The following is a 19532-nucleotide window of genomic DNA, read 5'->3' on the forward strand; positions in this document are numbered from 1 at the left end:
GTTGCAATTTTATGAAAATGCATCAGTGACATAGGTAAACGATTCTCGTTCCATCTTTCCAACTGCAGCGGCGGCAGCGCTTTCATCTAGGTTGAGATGTTCCCCAACAATCGTTCGCATGACTTCACGCACCGAGGGCGCAACCTTGGTCGCATCTCCGCAAACTAGGACCCTCGCGCCCCTGGAAATATAGTCCATTACCTCGTGACGATTCTCGTATACTTTGTCTTGGACGTACTTCACTTCATTTTGGGAAGAATTCATTTCTGGATGCCTAGAAAAGGCTGTCCTAACGTCGACTAGACCGTCTTTCTCCCAGACTTCCAATTCTTCCCGATACAAGTAATCCGAATCTGGTCCGTGGCATCCGAAAAAGAGTAGTACAGGTTCCACAGCACGCGTTCTATTCCGTGATTGAATCGCGCGTTCCTCGATGAACGCCCTCAAAGGTGCGATCCCTGTACCCGCACCGATCATCACCACTGGTTTGTCCACGTCATCGGCGCGGAAGTGGGGGTTTCCACCAACAACGGAAACGCAAACCTTTGCCCCTGGTTTTAGTCCAGCTAGATAGTTGGAGGCAACACCGGAAAAAACTCCACTTCCAGACCAAGCTGGAGACTCTAGCCTAGAGAAGGTAAGGGACACCCGATTCGTAGATGCCAACGAGGAGGAGGAAATAGAGTAGCGGCGGGGCTTCAGTGGCTCGAGGAGGGACAAATACTCTTCAAAGCTCAAATCAATTGATGAATACTTCTCGAGGAGGTCTATCAATGAGGTCCTATTCTTCAACAACTGAGCATAAGTGGCCGGTTCAAGGAGCATTTCCAATTCCTTCTTTTCCGGGGGGCACACACAGTTGCGTTGTAGGATGCCGATGTGCTGTTTACTAACTGGAGTTGCAAGCTCAACGTAGTTAGTAAGTAGTTCAGTAAGAGTCATCACTTGGCCGACTGGAAGAATCGTAGATTTGCCGTTCAGCTTTATGCGGGCTTCGCTTGACAGCCTAAATCGATCCAAAACGCGATTTACTGAAACTTCTGGATTTCGCGGTAGTACTTCAAGATAGTCACCTGTAGAATAATTAACTTCTTGAGGTAGCTCTATATCCACCCGGTACTTATCATTGATCGGTCCATCTGCGGCGGTTGAAAGCCTGACAACTTTTTGAACTTCGGCCTCAAAAAACTCGCTCTCCGAATCGGTCGACAGGGCATCTGCTCGACCTTCGCTCATGTACTGGATCTGAACTGAATTCGCTTCGTCTTGGCTGTTAATTTCTACCGAAAGATGATCTCCAATAGCCTGCCAAAGCTGCTTTTCCCAGTCCGCGAAATCCGAGAGGTAGTCTCCGCGAACATCTACAGCTCCTCTATCGACGAGCCGGTTAGCCCCCGCCGCTTCCATAGCCTGATCGATGACTGACGGCACGCGTTGGAACGTTTCCGCCCATTCGGAATTACCACTACCAACTACGGCAAAGCTTACTTCACCTAAGTCAGGACAGTCCCCAGTGGTCAGCCACTTGAAAAAAGACTTCGCATTCTCCGGCGGCAATCCCTCATAAGAGCTGGTAGCAATTATTACTACGTCTCCAGAGTGCAGGTCATCAACTGCATCATCGAGGTCAGCCACCTCCGTTTCAAAACCTTGCGAATTAGCGAACGCTTCCAGTTTCTTCGCATGATTCCGAGAAGTCCCAGCATTGGATCCGACGAATAGCCGCAGCTTATGACCGTTTGGCTCGGCAACCGCAACCTTGTCAAGCCTTTCCTCGCCGGAAATCGACCCACCTGCTTCGGTCTCAGACTCCCCGCCTCGACCCCGGTACGGGAACTTTTCTCGCGGAGCGATGTTGATCAATAGATCTTTCGGTTTCGAAGTGAGTCCATCCAACATGGTAAGTTCGTATGAAGGATCAGCGAATTCAAGATCGAAGTGTTGGATAATTAAAGCAAGAACCATTGTCGCTTCCTGCATGGCGAATGCACGGCCTAAGCAGGATCGCTCGCCGTTGCCAAACGGCTTCCAGGCGTTGTGCGGAATTTTCTTTGCACTTTCAAATTCAAACCTCTCCGGTCTAAATTCCTCAGGACTATCCCACACAGCCGGATCACGATGCATGTGTCCCAAAAGGACAAGAAGAGTGTCGCCTGGATTAACAGTTACAGGGTCGCCAGCCGTTCCTCCATTTTCGCCGATTGTGGTGGTTTCATAAGGTGTCACAGCATATGCTGGTGCCGTCGGGTATAGTCGCAAGCCTTCACGTAAGATCTGGTCTATGTATCCCAGATTTTTAAGATCTTCATACTTAGGAAAGCGACCATTCAAAACCTTGTCTGTTAATTTTCGAGCTTTCTGAAGGACTTCCGGATTCTTGATTAACTCATACACCACAAAACTTAGAAGTCCTGAGGTAGTCTCGTGGCCTGCAATCAGAAAAGTAATGAGCTGATAACGGAGGTTCTCATCGCTTAGCTTTTCACCAGTCGACGGATCTTCAGCATTCATCATCACGTCGAGAACATCTTCATCACCCTCAGCGCTGGGATTCCGACGCCGCTCTGAAATCAACTCATCCACCGTATTTTCCATGGTTTTAATGTCCCCCTGGAATCGGTGTTGACCAATAAAGTCAAGCTTTTTTTGAATTTCAAGTGCGTGAGCCTTTCGGCCTGCATGATGTAGGCCTCTTGCCATTGCATTGACAAACGGGTGGAAACCTTCGGTGTAAAACGAGTTAAACCGATAGCTGAACGAGCATAGCGCGATCGTATCGAGAGTCAAACGAGTGAAATCATTAGCAACGTCAACTGCCGCTCCTGAAGAATTTCTGGACCACTTAAGCATTAACTGGTCCGCAATGTCCGTCATTTGACCATACATACTCCGCAACGCTAACGGGTTGAACGCCGGCATGAGAATACGGTGGGCTTTGCCCCACTCCGGATCATCATATTCAGAAGTAAACAGTCCATTCCCCGCAAAATTACGCACTACTTGCAGAGCAGGGTGGACTAATTTATGGAATCGGGATTCATCCGATAGTTCATCCACCAGTGCGAAGGAGCTCACTACATAGAAAGGCTCTGTCCCAGGGATTACCTGTCGATAAAATCGCCCATGTTCTTTAGCAAGCTTAGTTGCGGATTGTACAACGTTATTAGGGTCAACCGAATATGCAGTTCCGACAAACGGGTAAACCTTGGGTCCTGGCAATTCCGCCAAACAAGTTGAGTTATTGTCATTTTTCGAGGCGTTGGTGATAGTGCCAGTCATCTAGATTAGCTCCTTCTTTGAATTCACATCGCAGTAATACGTCTCGGATTGAAGTCCTTGTTGGACTTACAGATAGGTATTTGTACAGCTACGTTAAATGGCTCTTGAAGGCGTACTTCTAAAATAATTGAAATACTTGTTGAATGCTCGGCCATGCATTCAAGGTTCTGTCCAAGAAATTGTCTAAACGCAATGTACCGGTTAGATGAACCAGCGGCGTCGTGAGCGGATAGTTCTGGACCAGTGTGAATACAAACTCAGGAGTCATATCGTCGTTCTTTCTGTGTCAATGACGAAATTGCCGTCTCTTCTAGTAAAAGTCATAGACAGGAATTAGTGGCTATTTCCATCACCTGCCTGTTGACCCATTTGGATGCCTTAGCGATAAGTTTCGGCAATACGCCTACCATAATATCCGTGCCCGGCATCAGTGAGATGCCCGGCCAACTTATGCGGTGAATCGTCAAAGATCGAGGCACCATAACGTCCAGGATCATTAGAGCACCCATTCTTGCCACTTTGAACGGAAATCTCGGCGACCATATCCAGAAACTCACTTCCCGTATGCAGAGCGGCCAATCGTTGCTGTTCTCGCACTTCATCTTGGTAATAGGCCACAAGTGGGAAATACCAGTGACTGGTAACCCCTAGAAGATTAGAGCCACATGTATGATTGTGCCCATCTGTTTCATCTGGGATTCCCAGAAGAATTACTTTTGCGTTGGGGGCGACGCTTTTCACACGGTTAATAGCACCTGTCATTGCCGCATCGTAACGAGCCATTCGTTGGGGCTGTGTAGTCATTGATGGCAAGTTATTTGGCTGGTAAGTGTCGTTAACTCCAGCACTGATAGTCACCAGCCGCGTATTCGCATCAAGCTTACGATCCGCTATTGCTCGCTCAACCTGCTGACGAACTGTGTCATGTGGGATTGCATCATTTCCGTGCGGTTCGACGTATGCAGTCGCTCCCGGACAAGAATAGTCCTCTAGGCGCAGGCCAGTACGCTTCGCAGCCTGAACTGCAAAGTTGTTAGGATCCTGTGCGCAGGAGCCATTGCGAATGGTTGGCCACTCAAGATTCGGGACGTTCTTTTTAGTCTTGTATACCGCCACGTCTAGTGCTGTAGGGTTGGCCGCTACGGAGTCGCCAAAGCTCAGATAGGTTTCCCGAACGTTTTGGTTCACTTGAGGCTTTGGTTGGAGGTTTATTGGTGCCGCTGGAAGCGGTGGCATTTGCGGCAACGGGGGAAGCGGTGGCATTTGCGGCAGTTGGGGAAGCGGTGGCATTTGCGGCAACGGGGGAAGCGTCGGCGCTTGTTGAGGTAACGATGGTAAAGAAGGGGCTGCCTGTGCAATTGGCACCCCTGATACCCCGATGGCGAGCGCGACTATTACACCGCAAATTTTTCGTATCTTCATTGGTCCTCTTCTCAAGGTTAAAATTGACTGGCCAATCTTTGAAAGTACCGCAGTGGCACTATTTATAGTTCTTCAGCTTTCGTTAAAATGTTACACGTCATCTCAAAGTTCCTCAGGGATATTCTGTATAGCTTGTAACTTTTTTAGAAATCCCTTTCTGCGCTGTATCCCATGTGTCCCCATTACTTGCTAAATCTCCTCGCACTAGAGCACTATATTTGCGCGGATTCCACTACATGCAAACCATAAATGCTTGACCAGCGTTCGGACATTCCTCCGTCTTTTGAGCAGAAGGCGTGGCTAGTTTGTAAGCATGCATTCGAGTTGACACATTGGAATATCGCTTTGGCGGTGCACTGCTCCTTAGTAGGGCCGTTTTTCGTTCAATGCACCGGAATGGCACCTACACGCGCTAACTGACTGCTAGTGCGCTTTACCACTGATACCAAAATTCCCTTGACGCTCTCTTTACGCTGTTCGAATAAAACGGGGGTTGAGGGTCACAATGCATGTCTAAGATCAGGTATTTTTAGATTCTGACCTGTAGGGTTTCGCAGGATATATGCTTCGCGGGCGTATATCTGAGCTTCAGATGCGAAATCCACGATGTGGTAGCCAACCCGTGGTAATAGGCGGTGGTCTGGTGGCCCAATGCCAAAGGATCGACCACGTTGCCACTGCGGCGGCGATACCAAATGCAAAGGAACTACCCGAAGGCGGTGTAAGGCCTGCGGAGTTTCAGTCAATAAAAGCCGACCAGATGTCACCAAAGCTGCCGCATTGAGCCAGTTCATCGAACATTGCATCTCCACAACTTCACTGGAAGCTTTGGCTACACAAAATGGTGTCAGTGCTTCAACAACGAAACGACGCTTTAGCTGGTGCTGGCTTGTAGATGTTCCCGACCTCATCGTCGGTCATACCGGGCGGATCTATGACCAAGTCTTTATCGACGGCACCTACACCGCCAGCAGATGCTTAATCGTGGCCGGCACCCTAGACCACGTCATTGCCTGCCACTGGTGCAAGCGCGAAACCACCCATGCCTACACACAGTTATTGGAACGAATATCAGCGCCTTCAATCGCCGTCATTGACGGCGAGCAAGGAGCTGCTAGTGCCATCAAACAGTGCTGGCCTACCACTGTCATCCAACGCTGCCTGGTGCATGCTCAGCGTGTGGTACGCCACCATACCACCTCACGTCCACGTACTGATGCTGGGTGCCCCATCTACCAACTGGCACCCAAACTCACACGCATTACCACTATCGACCAAGCCAGCCAATGGGGGCGCACAACTGAATGGATTCGCCCCAGTCTACCGCACCTGGTTACAGGAAAAGACCCTCGTCAAAGACCCCAAACAGTCCATTGAACGCATACGTTGGCCCATGCAAACGTGCGCAAGGCCTACAACAGCCTGGCGTAGCGACCTGCTGCTTGTCTACCTCACCCCGCCTGAAGGAGTCGTTGATACTCACGAATATAAGCCACCACCAATAGTCTCGAAGGCGGAATCAACCCCCAGTTGAAATTACTAGCGAGAACAAACCGCGGACGACGCGGAGAACGCCAACGCCGAATGCTCGAGTGGTGGCTCTATCTAAAGCAGAACTGCCCGACGAGCCACTACGCATCGCCAAGCAGTCCCACTGGGGCCAAGACCAACTCGCCAAAGTATCCATCCTGACCCACACCGAGAACCAAGCCGACCACGAAACAGGACGACCAGCCCTCTACGACAACGGTATCGACACCGTGTACACCCACTCAATCGGCATCCAAAAAGGCCAAATCCAATCCCAGCGACACGCCGAGCCAGACACACATTTTGACCCTTAAGCCAAGTTCTCCTCAAAACATCTCGTACCCCACAGGAAATTTTTATCTGGTACGCACGCTACAAGGCGAAACGACGGAACTCGTGGTGCTATTACTGCTCCATCAATTTGATGGCTATGACCGCAAATAAAATCGGACTAGTCGCGTAGAACCACACCCGTGTCCACTCAATCAGATGTGGCAAGAGGCGACCCCGTAGGGCCATTCAGATTCATACCAATTCAATATAGCGAGACCATGATTGTACTGCGATCTTCAACTCTAGCTGTCGGCCTTTAGTTATAAGGACACTGTTCAAACAACCAACTCTAGTAAATGAACTACTGCGCTACCACGCGTTCATCACGTTCAGAACTTGAGGTTTAGAGCGATTAAGCTGATAACCAAATTGTTCCCAGTTGTGCAGGCCTTGGGCTGGGTAGCTTACAGTCGGATTTAGACCTTGCAGCCGCGCAGCACCTTCCCACACGTGAGTAGTCACGTTAGACCCGACCTCTAAGGCTGCCCCAGCGGCTTGATGCTCTGGCAGATAATGGCTGTCCCCAGGACCAGGAATACCAGAGGCCGAAGAAATATATAGATTAGTGTTACGCAATTGAGGGATCAGCAACAGCGGATCGTTTTGGAAACGCTTCGGATTAAACAGCGATCCGTACATTGCATTGATATTGAAGCCACCAGCATCCAACATAGCCAGACGCATGAACGTCTGTGCCCCCGGAACAGTGGTAGTCAAGAAACCGGAAAAAGACAGCGCTTGCCGGAATTGATTCGGGTGCTTCGCTGCCAGGGTTAGCGCGGCACCAGCGCCCATCGACAAACCCGCAATAGAGTTATTGTTACGTGCAACGCCGAAGTTTCGCTCCAGATAGCCTGGGAGTTCGCTGGTCAGAAACGTCTCCCATTTATAATTAACGGGGTTTGATAGATCGTAGGTCGCAGGCCCCTGCCAATCAGCATAGAAGGAAGCGGCACCGCCAACCGGCATAGCCAAGGTAATGTTGTGCGGCTCGTAGGTCCTTGCAGCATTGACGTCGTTTACCCACGCGTTGGTGCGATCGGTGGCACGGAGACCATCAAGCAAATAGAGGGCAGCATTGCCGCCGCGCTTTGCGGGCTGAATCTGTACCGGGATGGTGCGGCCCATGGCCTGGGACCACACGTCACAGCGCTGGACCCACCAGGCAACCTTGTCCCACTCACACGTACCAGTGGCGTCACGGCGCAGCCAGTCGCGGTTGGCTGCCTCGGCCGGCTGGGAGCCCGCCACGACGGCCAAGCCCAAAGCTACGGCAACTGCCATGATGACTGAAAGGACGCGACCCTTGATGGAAGCAGTCATCTTTCTCCTCCAAACTACTCGGTGATTGTCACTAAGCTTTATCGTCCGAACCCCGTATATCGTTAACGTCACGGATCGATAACAATGTCACAGGTTAGTGTAACTTAGGTTGGCCCTAAAGTCTGCATTTGAAGGAATTAGTGCAGGTAGTCCGAGGGATCCGAGGAGAAGGCTAGGGTCCGCCCGTCTGTCAGGGAGAATTTAATATTTTTCCAGAAACGGTCCCAAGTTAAAGGATCCCTGTAGGTGGCGAAGAGTTTCTGAAAATCGGCGTCGGCAAGAGCGGCGCGAGCCTTGGCAACCTCGTACTTATCAATCCACGCCGGAACCTCGTCAATATCGACGGCAGAGTCTGCCACCTGCCATGACATATCCAAGCTCTTGTCGTGCCCAATGCGTCCACCCACGATGCGTGGCTGGCGCGCCGCCAAAGGATTGCTGAGTCCAATATTGTCCAGCACGCGAATATCCAGCGGTGCATTCATGGAAGAAAGGCCCAAATTGAGCAGGTAAACGGTCGGTGGGTCGGTGCGCGAGGGATCTGCGGGGGCCGCCGTCCACGAGAACCTATCTTCCCCCTTGATATAGCGGAAGGTCATGGCGTCGCCAGCCTCCAGCTCGTCGATGCCCTCTTGGTAGTCCTCCATAAACTTGGCGCCGAGGAATTCTTCGGCCCGCATGGGAGGATCCTCACGCTGGGTCGCGTTGGTCCAGAAATCGCGCTCATCCACGATGGAGATCTCGCCCTCGTAGATGCTGCGGTCCACCGGATGTCCGCGCAGAACGATAACTAGCGCCCATACCGCACAGAACACGGAGGCTATCCATGCTCGAACGCTCACCACAAAAATGGGAAGCAGTGCCGCAAAAAGTGGGAGCAAAAGCATGCGACCATGCATGAAATCTCCACCCACGCGCAGCACGTAGAGCGTGTGAATGAGCGCAGTGCCTTCAAAGAGATAAATAGCGGTGGCAGTAGAGCACACCGCGGTGGGGCGCAGGTTTGCCTTCCATAGACCTGCCACGGCGAGCACGATAAGCGGCAGGAAGAGCCAGTATGGGCCGGCAAAATCCGCCAGGTAGGTAAACCCCTTGCCCCATTCGGAGTCAGCCGCGGACTTAGCCACAGCCGTGTGTGGGGTCAGCAGGCCGTAGTAGCCCATGCGGAAGACCTCATAAGCCAGCGGCAACGGCACCGCGACAGCGATAACTTTCCACGATCGATGAGACACGAGGAGAATGATTCCCACCAGACCGCCGTACAGGGCGAGCTCTGGGCGCACCAGCCAAGACAATCCGGCCCAGAAAGCTAGCCAGTAGGCGTCGCTATTGCTATTGGAATGGCGGGCCGGCCGCGACCAACGCAGCAATAGCGACCAGAGCACAGCTAGATAGAAAATGCAGAGGCCCCACTCCAGTCCCGAGGTGAAGAAGTCCCTGGCCGGCGGAAGGGCCAGATACACCAGCGCACCGGCCGGAAGAACAGCGCCAGAGCGAATGCTTGCCGACGCCCCCGTACCGACCACCATTGCTACTACCGCCAGGATGAGCCCCAAGTAAATGGCGATGCCTTCTAGGTTTGCGTGGGTCACCCAGCGCACCAGGAAAATGAGGTACTGCCACAGCGTGGAGGTATTGGCCTCTACGCGTTCGCCCATATTGAACACGGGCCCATTTCCGGCTTCGAGGTTGCGCACGGTTCGCAGGACAATGAGTCCGTCATCGGAAATCCAGCGGCGCGCAAAACCGCCCCACAAAGATAAAACACCGATCACAAGAACGACCGCCGGGGTACTCCAGCGGGCGATACTCTTGTGGTCGGTGTTAAGCACGGGAAGAAAGTTTATCAGCCCCGAGGAAAATTTCTATATCGATTCAGCTGTGTCTAGAACAACGGCATGATATACACCGCCATGGCGATGCAAGCGAGCCAAGCCAAAGCGAGAACCTGCAAAGTGCGGTCCTCCAGTGCAATCTCATCCGGAGCGCCACCCTGGCCGCGGTCCACATCGGCCGCATAGCGCAAGATGGCGATGGTAAACGGCACCATGGAGACTTGGTACCACACGCCACCGGTCTGGGCATCGTTAGCAAGCTCGAAGCCCCAGAGGGTGTAGCAGATAACCACCGCGGTGGCGGCTAGCGTCCACACGAAGCGCAGGTAGGTAGGCGTATAACCTTCCAGGGACTTGCGGATTTTCGCGCCGGTTTGCTCCACAAGAAGGATCTCCGAGTAGCGCTTGCCTGAGGCCATAAATAGCGAGCCAAAGGCCGCCACCAGCAGGAACCACTGCGAAAGCTCGATGCCTGCAGCCACGCCACCGGCCATGGTGCGCAGCATGAAGCCGGAGGAAACCAGGGCGATATCAATCACCGGCATGTGCTTCCAACCGAAGCAATAGCCCAATTGCAACGCGATATAAATCGCCATCACAATTGCCAGCTGCGGGCCAGCGGTAGCAAGGAAGGATAGCCCGATGGACAAGCAGATGAGCACCACGGCCATGACATAGGCGAGCTTGATGGGCAGCACGCCGGAGGCAATCGGGCGGAAGCGTTTGGTCGGATGCTCCTGATCCTCGCGCCAGTCCTTCGCATCATTGATCAAGTAGATGGAGGAAGCGCCGAGGCAGAAGACGACGAAGGCCAAGAGGACATCGACAAGCACGCGGCCGTGAAATAGGGCATCGGCGCCGGCCGCGGCGGGGGCCGCCAGCACGAGGACGTTTTTGACCCACTGCTTGGGACGCAGGGCCTTAATCATGCCATCGACAAGATTCTTCGGCGGCTTGCGCTTGCGGCCGGTATCTACGCCAGAGGTGTGCGGTTCCGAATGGAAAAAGTGCTGGTTTCCATCATCACTCATGCTTCATTCCTTTCATCACGACCTCTGCGGTAGCAGCGCCGATGGCCGCACCCACTGCCGTATCTGTTGGGTAGTGCACTCCGAGGACCATACGCGATGCCATCATGACTGGCACGCCGAGAAGCGGCGCCTTGCAGCCGGTAAGGCGGCTCGCCGCCACCAGGAATGCAGTAGTCGAGGTCGCGTGCGAACTGGGAAAAGATAGCTTGGAGGGAGTCTTTACCCCCACGCGCACGTACGGATAATCGGGGCGCTTGCGGCGCACGATGCGCTTGAGCACCACGCTAGCGGCGTGCGCGAGAAAAGCAGCAGCGCCCACCCGGATCCAGCCCTCGCGGCGGCGCTTGTCGACGCCCGCCCCTACCGCAGCGCTGCCCATCCAGCCCAGGGCATGCTCGCCCCAGTGGCTCAGCCCGCGGGCGGTGGGAAGCACGCCGGGCACGTCAAAGGCCGCACCCTGGATGGATTCGAGGACGCGCGATTCTGCTACGGAAAGTTTATTGGGCATCAAAGACCTTCTTCCAGGACTCGCGCGAGGTCAGCTCCGGCTGCGCCGCACGGTATTCAGTGCGCAGGTCATCGAAGTTTTCCTCGATCTCCTTCAGTAGCTCGCGGGTCTGCGATACGAGGTCTTTGGCCAAGTCGCGGTCGCGCTTACGGAAGGCCACACCGGTGCCACCTGCGGTAGAGACGGTGGCAGAGTCCACGCGGGAAAGGGTAAACCACCGGGCCTCGTCCGGAGTGAGGTTAAGCTGAGGCGCCTCGTGGTGCGCAGCGTCTTCCTTGCTCACGAGGTGCTTGAGGCCCTTGATGGCCCACGGGATCTTCTTAATCTTGGCTAGGCGGCCGCCGATATTGCGCGTAGGCACACCCGGCGCGCCGGTGGGAGAGGGCAGCTCATCTGCGGATTCCAAAATGACAGCATCGGAATAGTTCTTGCGGATTTCCGCGATGCGCGGCAGCGAGGACTCCAGGATGTCAAAGAGATGGTCCGGCCCCGCTAGGAAGTCGCGCATAGCTTCAATCTGGATGGCCATGGTGGAGTATTCCATGCACATGGTGTGCTTGAGGGTGGACTTGAAGATGGACTTGGTAATGCCCTTGGCCGGTCCCTCGTGGTACATCGCGGCAACGATGAGGCGGTTGCGCAGGTGGAAATAGGCCTGCCAGTCAATGGCATCATCCTTATCGGCCCAAGCCATGTGCCAGATGGCGGCACCTGGCCAGGTCACCGTGGGGAAGCCATTGCGCGCCGCGCGCAGGGAATACTCGGTATCGTCCCACTTGATAAAGAGCGGCAGCGGCTGGCCGTTGGTTTCTGCCACAATGCGCGGGAAGAGGCACATCCACCAGCCGTTGTACTCCACGTCAACGCGGCGGTGCAGCGCGCGGGAATCGTACTTCTTGGGATCTAGGTGAGTTTCGCGGGTACCGATGGCGCGCAGCGGGTACTTGGCAAAGTCGTGGTCGTAGACGGCGTGCGGTGCCGCACCCCACATGAAATCGGCACGGTTGACGCGCTCGCCGGTAGTGCGCAGCTGGGAGCGCTCCTGCAGGTTAAGCATTTGGCCACCGACGATAATCGGCTTGGCAGCGTAACGGGCCGCTTGCACCGCGCGCAGCACGGAATCCGGTTCGATGGCGATGTCATCGTCCATATAAAGGATGAAGGGCGAATCGGTATTTCCCAGCGCCTCGTACATAATGCGGGAGTAGCCACCGGAGCCGCCTAGGTTGCCCTGGCGGAACTCGCGGAAGCGCTCACCAAAGTGAGCGACTGCCTCGTCATAGCCTGGCTCATCGGCAGGGTGCTGGTTGCCTTGGTCCGGCATGAGGACGAAGTCGATGATCTCATCGACTACTGGGTCCTCGGCCAATGCCTTAAGGGCTGCTACGGCATCGGTCGGGCGGTTGAAAGTGGGAATGCCTACCGCCACGCGCTTGTCTTGGGCCGGCTGCTCGGTGCCGTCCGGCAGCACCTGCGGGCCGGGGGCGTGGGGGGAGCACCAGGCGGCGTCGGCAAGCGTGGTGTCCTGCTCGGCGGTGATATCGAACCACAGCCAGCCGCCGTCTTCGAAGTTTTTGAGTGGCAGCTCGAACTCATGGTGGCCGGTGCTTACCAGGTGGTTGGCCACGGAAATGCGCTGGCCATCCTGCTTGGAGCGGTAGAGGGAAATATTTGCCTGGCCCTCAATGTCCAGGCTGAGGATAACGGAGCGCAGCTGGGACCAGCGGCGCCAATAGGAGGCCGGGAAGGCGTTGAAGTAGGTTTCAAAAGAGGCTTCCTCGCCGGCCGGGATGGTTACGGACGTGCGGTTAAACCAGCTGAGGCGTTCGCGGTTTTGCTCGGCCTCGATGAGGTAGAGCATCCGCACATCAAAGGGCTCGCCGCGCTTAGGCAGCAGAATGCGCTGCAGGGGCTCATGGGCCTGGGTGTTGTTGGCAGTCACGATAACTTCGATTCTCCAAACGGTATAAACAGTAGTCAGCGATTTAGCGTAGTTGCTTTTGCATAAGTACTACGGTTTACACGCGGAGCCCGTAAGATGGAACATCATGAGATGGGTTCCTTGCGCGGCAGTAGTAGGTCTTTTTGCTGCAGCTAGCGCACCCGCCGCCCTCGCGGAGGACAAGCCCGCGGTGGATTTTTTGGACCACGCCCAGATTCTAAGCTCTTCGGACGAAGAGGCCGTGAAATCACAAGCGCAGTCCATGCACCTTCCAGATTCCGTGCACGAGGTTGTCTACGCCACGTATCCGAATTCGGGCGAGGATTTTTCCCGCACCCTGTTGCATGACTTGGCGCGCGAGCACCCACAATTCATCAGCAACGGTGAGCTGCAGAAGAATGTACTCGTTATCGCCGTAGGCTTTGAACCCAATAGCATGGCCGTGCGCTGTGGCGCCCAAGTGTGCCGAGACATCAAGATTTATAACGCCGGCCGCGTGGACGGCATCCTGGATCAGATGCGGCCGGCGCTGGAGGACGATGACTATACCGTCGGCATGATCTTGGCCACGCGCGCCGTCGCGGATCCGACCGTGCGCCGGCAATCTGCGCAGGAGGCGCCCACGTGGTCTATGTTCATTGCCACCACGTCAGTGATCGTGGTCCTCGCTGCGGTGGGGCTCATTACTTACTTGCTCACCCGCCGCGCCCGCCTGCGCAAGCGCTTTGACTATATTGCGGGAGTTCGCGATAGCGCCGAGGAGCTCATCGAGCGCACGGAGGCGCGCATTAATGCCCTGCAATCCCCCTTGGCGGGCGATTCCCTCAAGGCCCAGTGGCGTTTCCTAGTCAATCAGTACACCGATGCGCGGCCGACGCTCAAGGCCTTAGAACACGTCCAGGACTTTTCCTCGCATGCCGCCTCCATCAAGGAGTCCTATAAGGCGCTCAAGCAGATCCATACGGCCGCAGCGCAGATAGATTCCCTGGAAAAATTCTGCGATGGCGATACTGCGGTACGCGCCGGCGAGACGCAATGGCTGCTTAACGACGCCCAAACGGCCCTCTCCCGTCAACCCGACAACGCCAGCCTCCGCCAGATAACGCAGCGCATTAATGAGCTGTCCCAGGATCTGTCGCGGGAAGACTTCGACTCCGCCTTCGCTCGCATCCTCGAGGACTACCACCCCATGGTGGGCGCGCTGCCAGAAAGGCTATATCCACAGCGCGACCGCCAGACTCCCCCGCTCTTGGGCACGCCGGAATGGCGCCCCGGCATGGGCACGCACTATATGCCCTATAGGTTTGCGGGCTTCTGGGTGGCCAACAACAATGTCTCCTCCCAGCTACCGAACCCGTATCGCTTTTAGGCGTTAACCGGCTCAGTGACCGGATCAATGCCCAGCTTATTGAGCATGTAGAGCACGCGGGCTTCGAGGTCATCGGCCAATTCGCGCGCCTGCTCTACGGTATCCGCGGTAGGAATATCCCAGATTTTGATGTCTTTGCCTGCCTCATCGCGTTCGACCTCACGGCCTAGGAACACGATATAATCCGGCATCGCTACCGTCCGCACCTCATCAAGGTACTTATTTGGAGCCTCACCCATACCGCGCTCGTTCATGACGTGGGCGAGGTGGCCTTCTGCCTCGTTTTCCGGGTGGGCAACGGCGGTATCTACAAAGAGGGCCTCGCCGGCGTGCTTGCGGGTCAGTTCCGCCGCAGCCTGGGCCAGCGCATTATTAGTACCGGCGGCAAAGCGGATATGAAGGCGGTGAGCGCCGAAGTATTCACGCACCTCACGCTCCACCAATAGCGGCACGAATTCTTCGAGCTCTGCCTTCTTGGTGTGCTTGGCAATAACCTCATCGAGCTTGGCATCGATTTCTGCGGCGGTGTACTCGTGACCGTAGTTTTCGTGCAGATCCTGACGCAGGGTTTCAAACTGGTTCATTGTTATCCCCTTTCTCGGATTATTGTCCCGTTTGCTACGTGTTAACCTGACGTTAACTTTACAGGTTAACGGTGGGTTAAGTCAAACGGTTGGGTTAAACCCAATAGTTTTCTGCGCCGAAAATGCGGGAAGGCCCGCCGGGAGTTCCGGCAGGCCTTCTTGGACTGTTCCTTCTTTTTATCGGGAATGCGCGATGCACGGCTACGCAGTTTTAGATGCTCTTGCAGCCGCTCCGGCGACATTTTCCACATGCGGCGATCAGCCATACCGTCACCTCCTTCCTGTAGAGGTGATCAAGTTTAGTGGCCACGCTCCTGTTCGATAGCCTTGCCCTCGTTCCAGAATGGCGCGAGCTTATTATCAAACATGGACAGCGCGGAACCGATAGCCATGTGCATATCCAGGTACTGGTAGGTACCCAAGCGGCCACCGAAGAGAACCCTGTTCTCCTTCGATTCCTGGGCGGCGAGCTTGCGATAAGCCTCCAGCTTAGTGCGATCTTCCGGGGTATTAATTGGATAGTACGGCTCATCGCCTTTGTCGGCGAAGCGCGAATACTCCTTCATGATGACCGTCTTATCCTTCGGGTACTTATCCTTGCGCTCCGGGTGGAAATGGCGGAATTCGTGGATGCGGGTATAGTCCACATCCGCGTCGTTGTAGTTCATCACCGGCGTGCCCTGGAAATCGCCGGTATCCAGCACCTCCAGATCGAAGTCAAGGGTGCGCCAGCCCAGCTCGCCCTCGGCAAAATCAAAGTAGCGATCCAGTGGGCCGGTGTAGACCACGGGCGCATCTGGGGACTCGGCACGCAGCTCCTCGCGAACCTCGAACCAATCGGTATCCAAGCGGACCTCAATATTGTCGTGGTCGGCCATGTTTTCTAGCCATGCCGCATAGCCGTCTACAGGCAGGCCCTCATAAGTGTCATTGAAGTAGCGATTGTTGAAGGTGTAGCGCACCGGCAGGCGGGTGATATTCGCGGCCGGCAGCTCCTTCGGATCGGTCTGCCACTGCTTAGCGGTGTAATCGCGAATAAAGGCCTCATACAGCGGGCGACCGATAAGGGAGATGGCCTTTTCCTCCAGGTTTTGCGCTTCTTCCGGGGAGAACTCGCCGGCCTGATCCTTAATGAGCTGGCGGGCCTCATCCGGGGAGTAGTAGCGGCCGAAGAACTGGTTAATAAGACCTAGGCCCATCGGGAATTGGTAGGCGGTGCCATCGTGCATGGCAAAGACGCGGTGCTGGTAATCGGTGAAATCGGTGAACTTATTGCAGTAGTCCCACACGCGCTTATTGGAGGTGTGGAAGAGGTGCGCACCGTACTTGTGCACCTCGATTCCGGTGGTGGGTTCAGCCTCGGAGTAGGCATTGCCGCCTAGGTGGTTGCGGCGCTCCACAATGAGCACCTTCTTATCCAGCTGACTAGCGGCGCGCTCGGCAACCGTGAGGCCAAAAAATCCAGAGCCAACAACGATGAGGTCATAAGAAGTCATGGCCCCCAGTTTATTGCACTTCGGCAACCGACACGGCACAACGGCGTGTCGCAACAGGTTTCACAGAAGTCACAAACGTACCATCACAATCAATTCTTAACTTTTGGCAACCGTTTTTACAGCTGCACAACCCCAGGGAGATAACAGTGCAACAACGACGTCGACTAGTACCCACCAGGTCCAAGTGGTCCACCCCGGTCATTGCGGCAGTCACCTCTATCGCGCTCGCCGTAACCGCCGCATTCGGCGGCCAGCAGGTACTTAAGACCCAGGACTCCAACAATGGCGGTCCCATTGAGGTCAAAAACGCCTCCACCAGCTTCAGCGATGGCGAATCCATCGTCGTCGATGACCCCGCCGTAGCCGCGCAGGGCGATGGCGAAGGCCGCCGCGCGGTCAAGCAATTCCACCGCGACGAAACCTTCAACATGTTCGCCGTCACGTGGGAGGGCAAGCGCGATATCAACTCCTTCGTGCGCTCCAAACAGCAGGATGGCTCCTGGAGCGAGTGGCTGCCCATGGATGCGATGAACTACTCCGAGGGCAAGAACGGCACCGAGCTCATCTTCGTGGGCGATACCAACGATGTTCAGGTCTCTATGGCCAACGTCGACCTCGTGACCGGATCCAACCTGGACAAGAAGGAAGACTCCCTCCTGGACAAAGCCGCTAAGGGCGCCGATGCACATCGCCCGGCACCGCTTGCCTACAACGTCGGCGATATCTCCCCCGTGGCCGATGAGCGCACCCAGGTTGCGGATCTCGACGCCGTGTTTATCGACGGTAATGCCCAAGCCGGCGAAGCTATCGAACCCACCGCGGAAACCGCGGGTATGCCCAAGGTTGTCTCCCGCGCTGGCTGGGGCGCCGACGAGTCCAAACGCTGCCAGCAGCCAACCTACGACGATGGCCTGAAGGCCATGACTCTGCACCACACCGCGGGTACCAATAACTACACCCGCGCGCAGGCAGCGGCACAGGTTCGCGGCGCTTATGAATACCATGCACAGACCCTGGGCTGGTGCGATATCGGCTACAACGTGCTGGTAGATAAGTTCGGCACCATCTATGAGGGCCGCTATGGCGGTTTGGACAAGGCTGTACAGGGCGCCCACGTAGGCGGCTTCAATGCCAATAACTGGGGCATTTCCATGATTGGCAACTACGAGGAAACCGAGCCTTCCCGCGAGATGCTCAACTCCGTGGCCGAGATTGCGGGCTGGAAGGCAGCAATCTCTAACATCGATCCAATGGGCAAGGCTAGCTTGTACTCCGGCGGCTTTTACGGCTCCAAATTCCCGGCTGGAACCATGGCCACCGTGCCGGCCTTCGCAGGCCACAATGATTTCCACAACACCGCCTGCCCGGGTCAGTACACCATGCGCCACTGGGACGAAATCCGTAAGAACACCAAGCGCAAAGCAGATGCCATTAAGTCCGGTAAGAACAGTACGGATCTGAATTGGCAGAAGGCTCCTCAGCCCAATGCCCCCAAGACCCCGCAGCAGGTGGGTGGGGACATCACCTCCTCGCTAGGCGACGTCGAGGTGCCAGTCTCCACTATCTCCGCCCTCGCTGGAATCGCTGCCGCAGTCTTCGGCGTGCTCATCGCCAATGACCGCCTGCAGAAGCCTGATACCGATCAAAAGGTGGCGGGCAACCTGACCACCGGCGATATTCCGGAGATTGTCAATAAGGTCGTACAGGTTTCGAATAACGAAGGCCTCAAGGAGTCCTGGACCTCCGTACTCAACGCTTTCGGCCCGGTACTGGGCCTGGCAGTTGGCGGCCCGGATACCACCGATGGCGGCAAGATCCTCTACCAGCTCTTCCAGAATGGCGTGGTGCTCTCCTCTAAGGAGTCCGGTACCAAGGCGCTCACCGGTGAAATTGCCAAGAAGTGGTCCGAGGGCGATAATGCCTCCAAGCTCGGCCTGCCTACGTCCAATGAGGAGAAGAATGGCAAGGAAATCCGCGTGAAATTCCAGGGCGGCGAGATTGTCTACAACACCGAAACGGAAAAGGTAGACATCTTCACCGACTAGAACCAGCGCTCTAGCACCTTTGCCACGCCCGCCTGGTGGTTAGCAACGGTGACCGCGTCCGCGGCCGCCTTAACCTCTGGGTGGGCGTTTTCCATGGCCACACCGCAGCCAGCCCAGCGCAGCATCTCAATATCATTAGGCATATCCCCAAATGCGATCGTCTCCTGCTGGGCGACGCCGGTGTGCTCAGCCAACCATTCCACCCCGCGGCGCTTGGTCACATTGGGCGCGGCAACCTCCAGAATCCCTTCCTGCATGGAATACGTCAGGTGCGCGAGCTCCGGATCGATATGGGGCGCGATGAGCTCATACAGCTTCGGAGCGGAGTAGTCCGTATTGCGGATAAGAAATTTCACGGCAGGCTGCCTCACAAGCTCGCCCATGCTGACCACCCCGAAGCCTTCAAAGAGGGCGTTTTCGGAGTAGTGGCGTTCGACTACGAAGAGGTCCTCGACGGCGTCGCCAAGCGAGCCTCCTGCCCGCTCCGCTCCAAAGCCCACGGTACCCAACACCGTCTGGGCCACATCCACCACTTCTGCCAACGCTGCGGGTGAAAGCTCGTGGGCGGACATCACGCGGTCCTCCGCGGAATCGTAGAGCACCGCCCCATTCGAAGTCACACACACCGGGCGGACGGGAAGCTGCTCCAACACGGGCGCTATCCACCGGAACGGCCGGCCAGTGGAAAGCGCAAAATAGGCACCCTGTTGGACCGCCCGCGCCACAGCGTCACGATTGCGACGCGGGACACGGTGGTTGCGGTCCAGCAGGGTGCCGTCAATATCGCTCGCGATGAGGCGAGGAGCGCGGGCAGGGAAATTCTCCATACCCGCGA

General features: G+C 55.7%; 13 protein-coding genes and 1 pseudogene. 3 read left to right on the top strand and 11 right to left on the bottom strand.

The features are described from left to right. Window positions 1-9: 9 nt before the first annotated feature. Together QP904_RS03070 and QP904_RS03075 are read right to left on the bottom strand one after the other, a co-directional pair. Window positions 10-3279 (bottom strand): cytochrome P450, encoded by a 3270-nt coding sequence (locus QP904_RS03070; protein WP_200288549.1) that lies wholly within the window; start codon window positions 3277-3279, stop codon window positions 10-12. Window positions 3280-3657: 378 nt separating this feature from the next. After that, window positions 3658-4467: a GDSL-type esterase/lipase family protein gene (locus QP904_RS03075; protein WP_198010439.1), complete on the bottom strand. Its 810-nt coding sequence runs from the start codon at window positions 4465-4467 to the stop codon at window positions 3658-3660. Between the two features lie 885 nt (window positions 4468-5352). On the opposite strand from QP904_RS03075, the pseudogene QP904_RS03080 reads away from it, so the two are divergent. Beyond that, a pseudogene (locus QP904_RS03080) lies at window positions 5353-6545 on the top strand (IS1249 family transposase). Between the two features lie 328 nt (window positions 6546-6873). On the opposite strand, the gene QP904_RS03085 reads toward QP904_RS03080, so the two are convergent. From QP904_RS03085 to QP904_RS03105, 5 genes are all read right to left on the bottom strand, one after another. Further along, window positions 6874-7887 carry an alpha/beta hydrolase gene (locus QP904_RS03085; RefSeq protein WP_023020077.1) on the bottom strand — a complete coding sequence of 338 codons (1014 nt, stop codon included), beginning with the start codon at window positions 7885-7887 and terminating at the stop codon, window positions 6874-6876. Window positions 7888-8024: 137 nt separating this feature from the next. Then, window positions 8025-9719: an arabinofuranosyltransferase AftB family protein gene (locus QP904_RS03090; protein ID WP_200288547.1), complete on the bottom strand. Its 1695-nt coding sequence runs from the start codon at window positions 9717-9719 to the stop codon at window positions 8025-8027. A gap of 53 nt (window positions 9720-9772) precedes the next feature. Next, window positions 9773-10753 carry a decaprenyl-phosphate phosphoribosyltransferase gene (locus QP904_RS03095; protein ID WP_023020079.1) on the bottom strand — a complete coding sequence of 327 codons (981 nt, stop codon included), beginning with the start codon at window positions 10751-10753 and terminating at the stop codon, window positions 9773-9775. Beyond that, the gene (locus QP904_RS03100) at window positions 10746-11261 is read right to left on the bottom strand and encodes a phosphatase PAP2 family protein (protein ID WP_023020080.1); all 516 of its coding nucleotides are present in this window, start codon (window positions 11259-11261) and stop codon (window positions 10746-10748) included. The genes QP904_RS03095 and QP904_RS03100 overlap by 8 nt, the downstream gene beginning before the upstream one ends. Further along, entirely contained in the window at window positions 11251-13203 is a 1953-nt protein-coding gene (locus tag QP904_RS03105; RefSeq protein ID WP_023020081.1) for a glycosyltransferase, read from the bottom strand. Before QP904_RS03105 ends, QP904_RS03100 begins: the two co-directional genes overlap by 11 nt. A gap of 106 nt (window positions 13204-13309) precedes the next feature. Between QP904_RS03105 and QP904_RS03110 the strand changes: the two genes are divergently transcribed. Beyond that, window positions 13310-14572 carry a TPM domain-containing protein gene (locus QP904_RS03110; protein WP_023020082.1) on the top strand — a complete coding sequence of 421 codons (1263 nt, stop codon included), beginning with the start codon at window positions 13310-13312 and terminating at the stop codon, window positions 14570-14572. Here QP904_RS03110 and QP904_RS03115 read toward each other — a convergent pair. From QP904_RS03115 to glf, 3 genes are all read right to left on the bottom strand, one after another. Next, window positions 14569-15156, bottom strand: coding sequence for a three-helix bundle dimerization domain-containing protein (locus QP904_RS03115; protein WP_248099964.1), 588 nt, complete (start codon window positions 15154-15156; stop codon window positions 14569-14571). The two genes, QP904_RS03110 and QP904_RS03115, sit on opposite strands and share 4 nt — an antisense overlap. Before the next feature lie 65 nt (window positions 15157-15221). Further along, the gene (locus tag QP904_RS03120) at window positions 15222-15422 is read right to left on the bottom strand and encodes a hypothetical protein (protein ID WP_023020084.1); all 201 of its coding nucleotides are present in this window, start codon (window positions 15420-15422) and stop codon (window positions 15222-15224) included. A gap of 33 nt (window positions 15423-15455) precedes the next feature. Continuing rightward, window positions 15456-16652, bottom strand: a complete 1197-nt coding sequence (glf, locus tag QP904_RS03125) for a UDP-galactopyranose mutase (RefSeq protein ID WP_284835521.1) — start codon at window positions 16650-16652, stop codon at window positions 15456-15458. 146 nt (window positions 16653-16798) lie between these two features. Here glf and QP904_RS03130 point away from each other — a divergent pair, with 146 nt between their 5' ends. Continuing rightward, window positions 16799-18697: an N-acetylmuramoyl-L-alanine amidase gene (locus tag QP904_RS03130; RefSeq protein ID WP_284835522.1), complete on the top strand. Its 1899-nt coding sequence runs from the start codon at window positions 16799-16801 to the stop codon at window positions 18695-18697. Here QP904_RS03130 and QP904_RS03135 read toward each other — a convergent pair. Further along, complete coding sequence (locus QP904_RS03135; protein ID WP_284835523.1) at window positions 18694-19524, bottom strand: HAD family hydrolase; 831 nt, start codon at window positions 19522-19524, stop codon at window positions 18694-18696. The genes QP904_RS03130 and QP904_RS03135 overlap by 4 nt on opposite strands. Window positions 19525-19532 lie beyond the last annotated feature (8 nt).

Source organism: Corynebacterium nasorum, assembly GCF_030229765.1.
Lineage (GTDB): Bacteria > Actinomycetota > Actinomycetes > Mycobacteriales > Mycobacteriaceae > Corynebacterium > Corynebacterium kefirresidentii.

Bases quoted from the DNA above. Each gene is read 5' to 3' on its own strand.
- QP904_RS03110 (WP_023020082.1), top strand. From the start codon at position 13,310: ATGAGATGGGTTCCTTGCGCGGCAGTAGTAGGTCTTTTTGCTGCAGCT.
- QP904_RS03100 (WP_023020080.1), bottom strand. From the start codon at position 11,261: ATGCCCAATAAACTTTCCGTAGCAGAATCGCGCGTCCTCGAATCCATC.
- QP904_RS03095 (WP_023020079.1), bottom strand. From the start codon at position 10,753: ATGAGTGATGATGGAAACCAGCACTTTTTCCATTCGGAACCGCACACC.
- QP904_RS03070 (WP_200288549.1), bottom strand. From the start codon at position 3,279: ATGACTGGCACTATCACCAACGCCTCGAAAAATGACAATAACTCAACT.
- QP904_RS03085 (WP_023020077.1), bottom strand. From the start codon at position 7,887: ATGACTGCTTCCATCAAGGGTCGCGTCCTTTCAGTCATCATGGCAGTT.
- glf (WP_284835521.1), bottom strand. From the start codon at position 16,652: ATGACTTCTTATGACCTCATCGTTGTTGGCTCTGGATTTTTTGGCCTC.
- QP904_RS03135 (WP_284835523.1), bottom strand. From the start codon at position 19,524: ATGGAGAATTTCCCTGCCCGCGCTCCTCGCCTCATCGCGAGCGATATT.
- QP904_RS03115 (WP_248099964.1), bottom strand. From the start codon at position 15,156: ATGAACCAGTTTGAAACCCTGCGTCAGGATCTGCACGAAAACTACGGT.
- QP904_RS03120 (WP_023020084.1), bottom strand. From the start codon at position 15,422: ATGGCTGATCGCCGCATGTGGAAAATGTCGCCGGAGCGGCTGCAAGAG.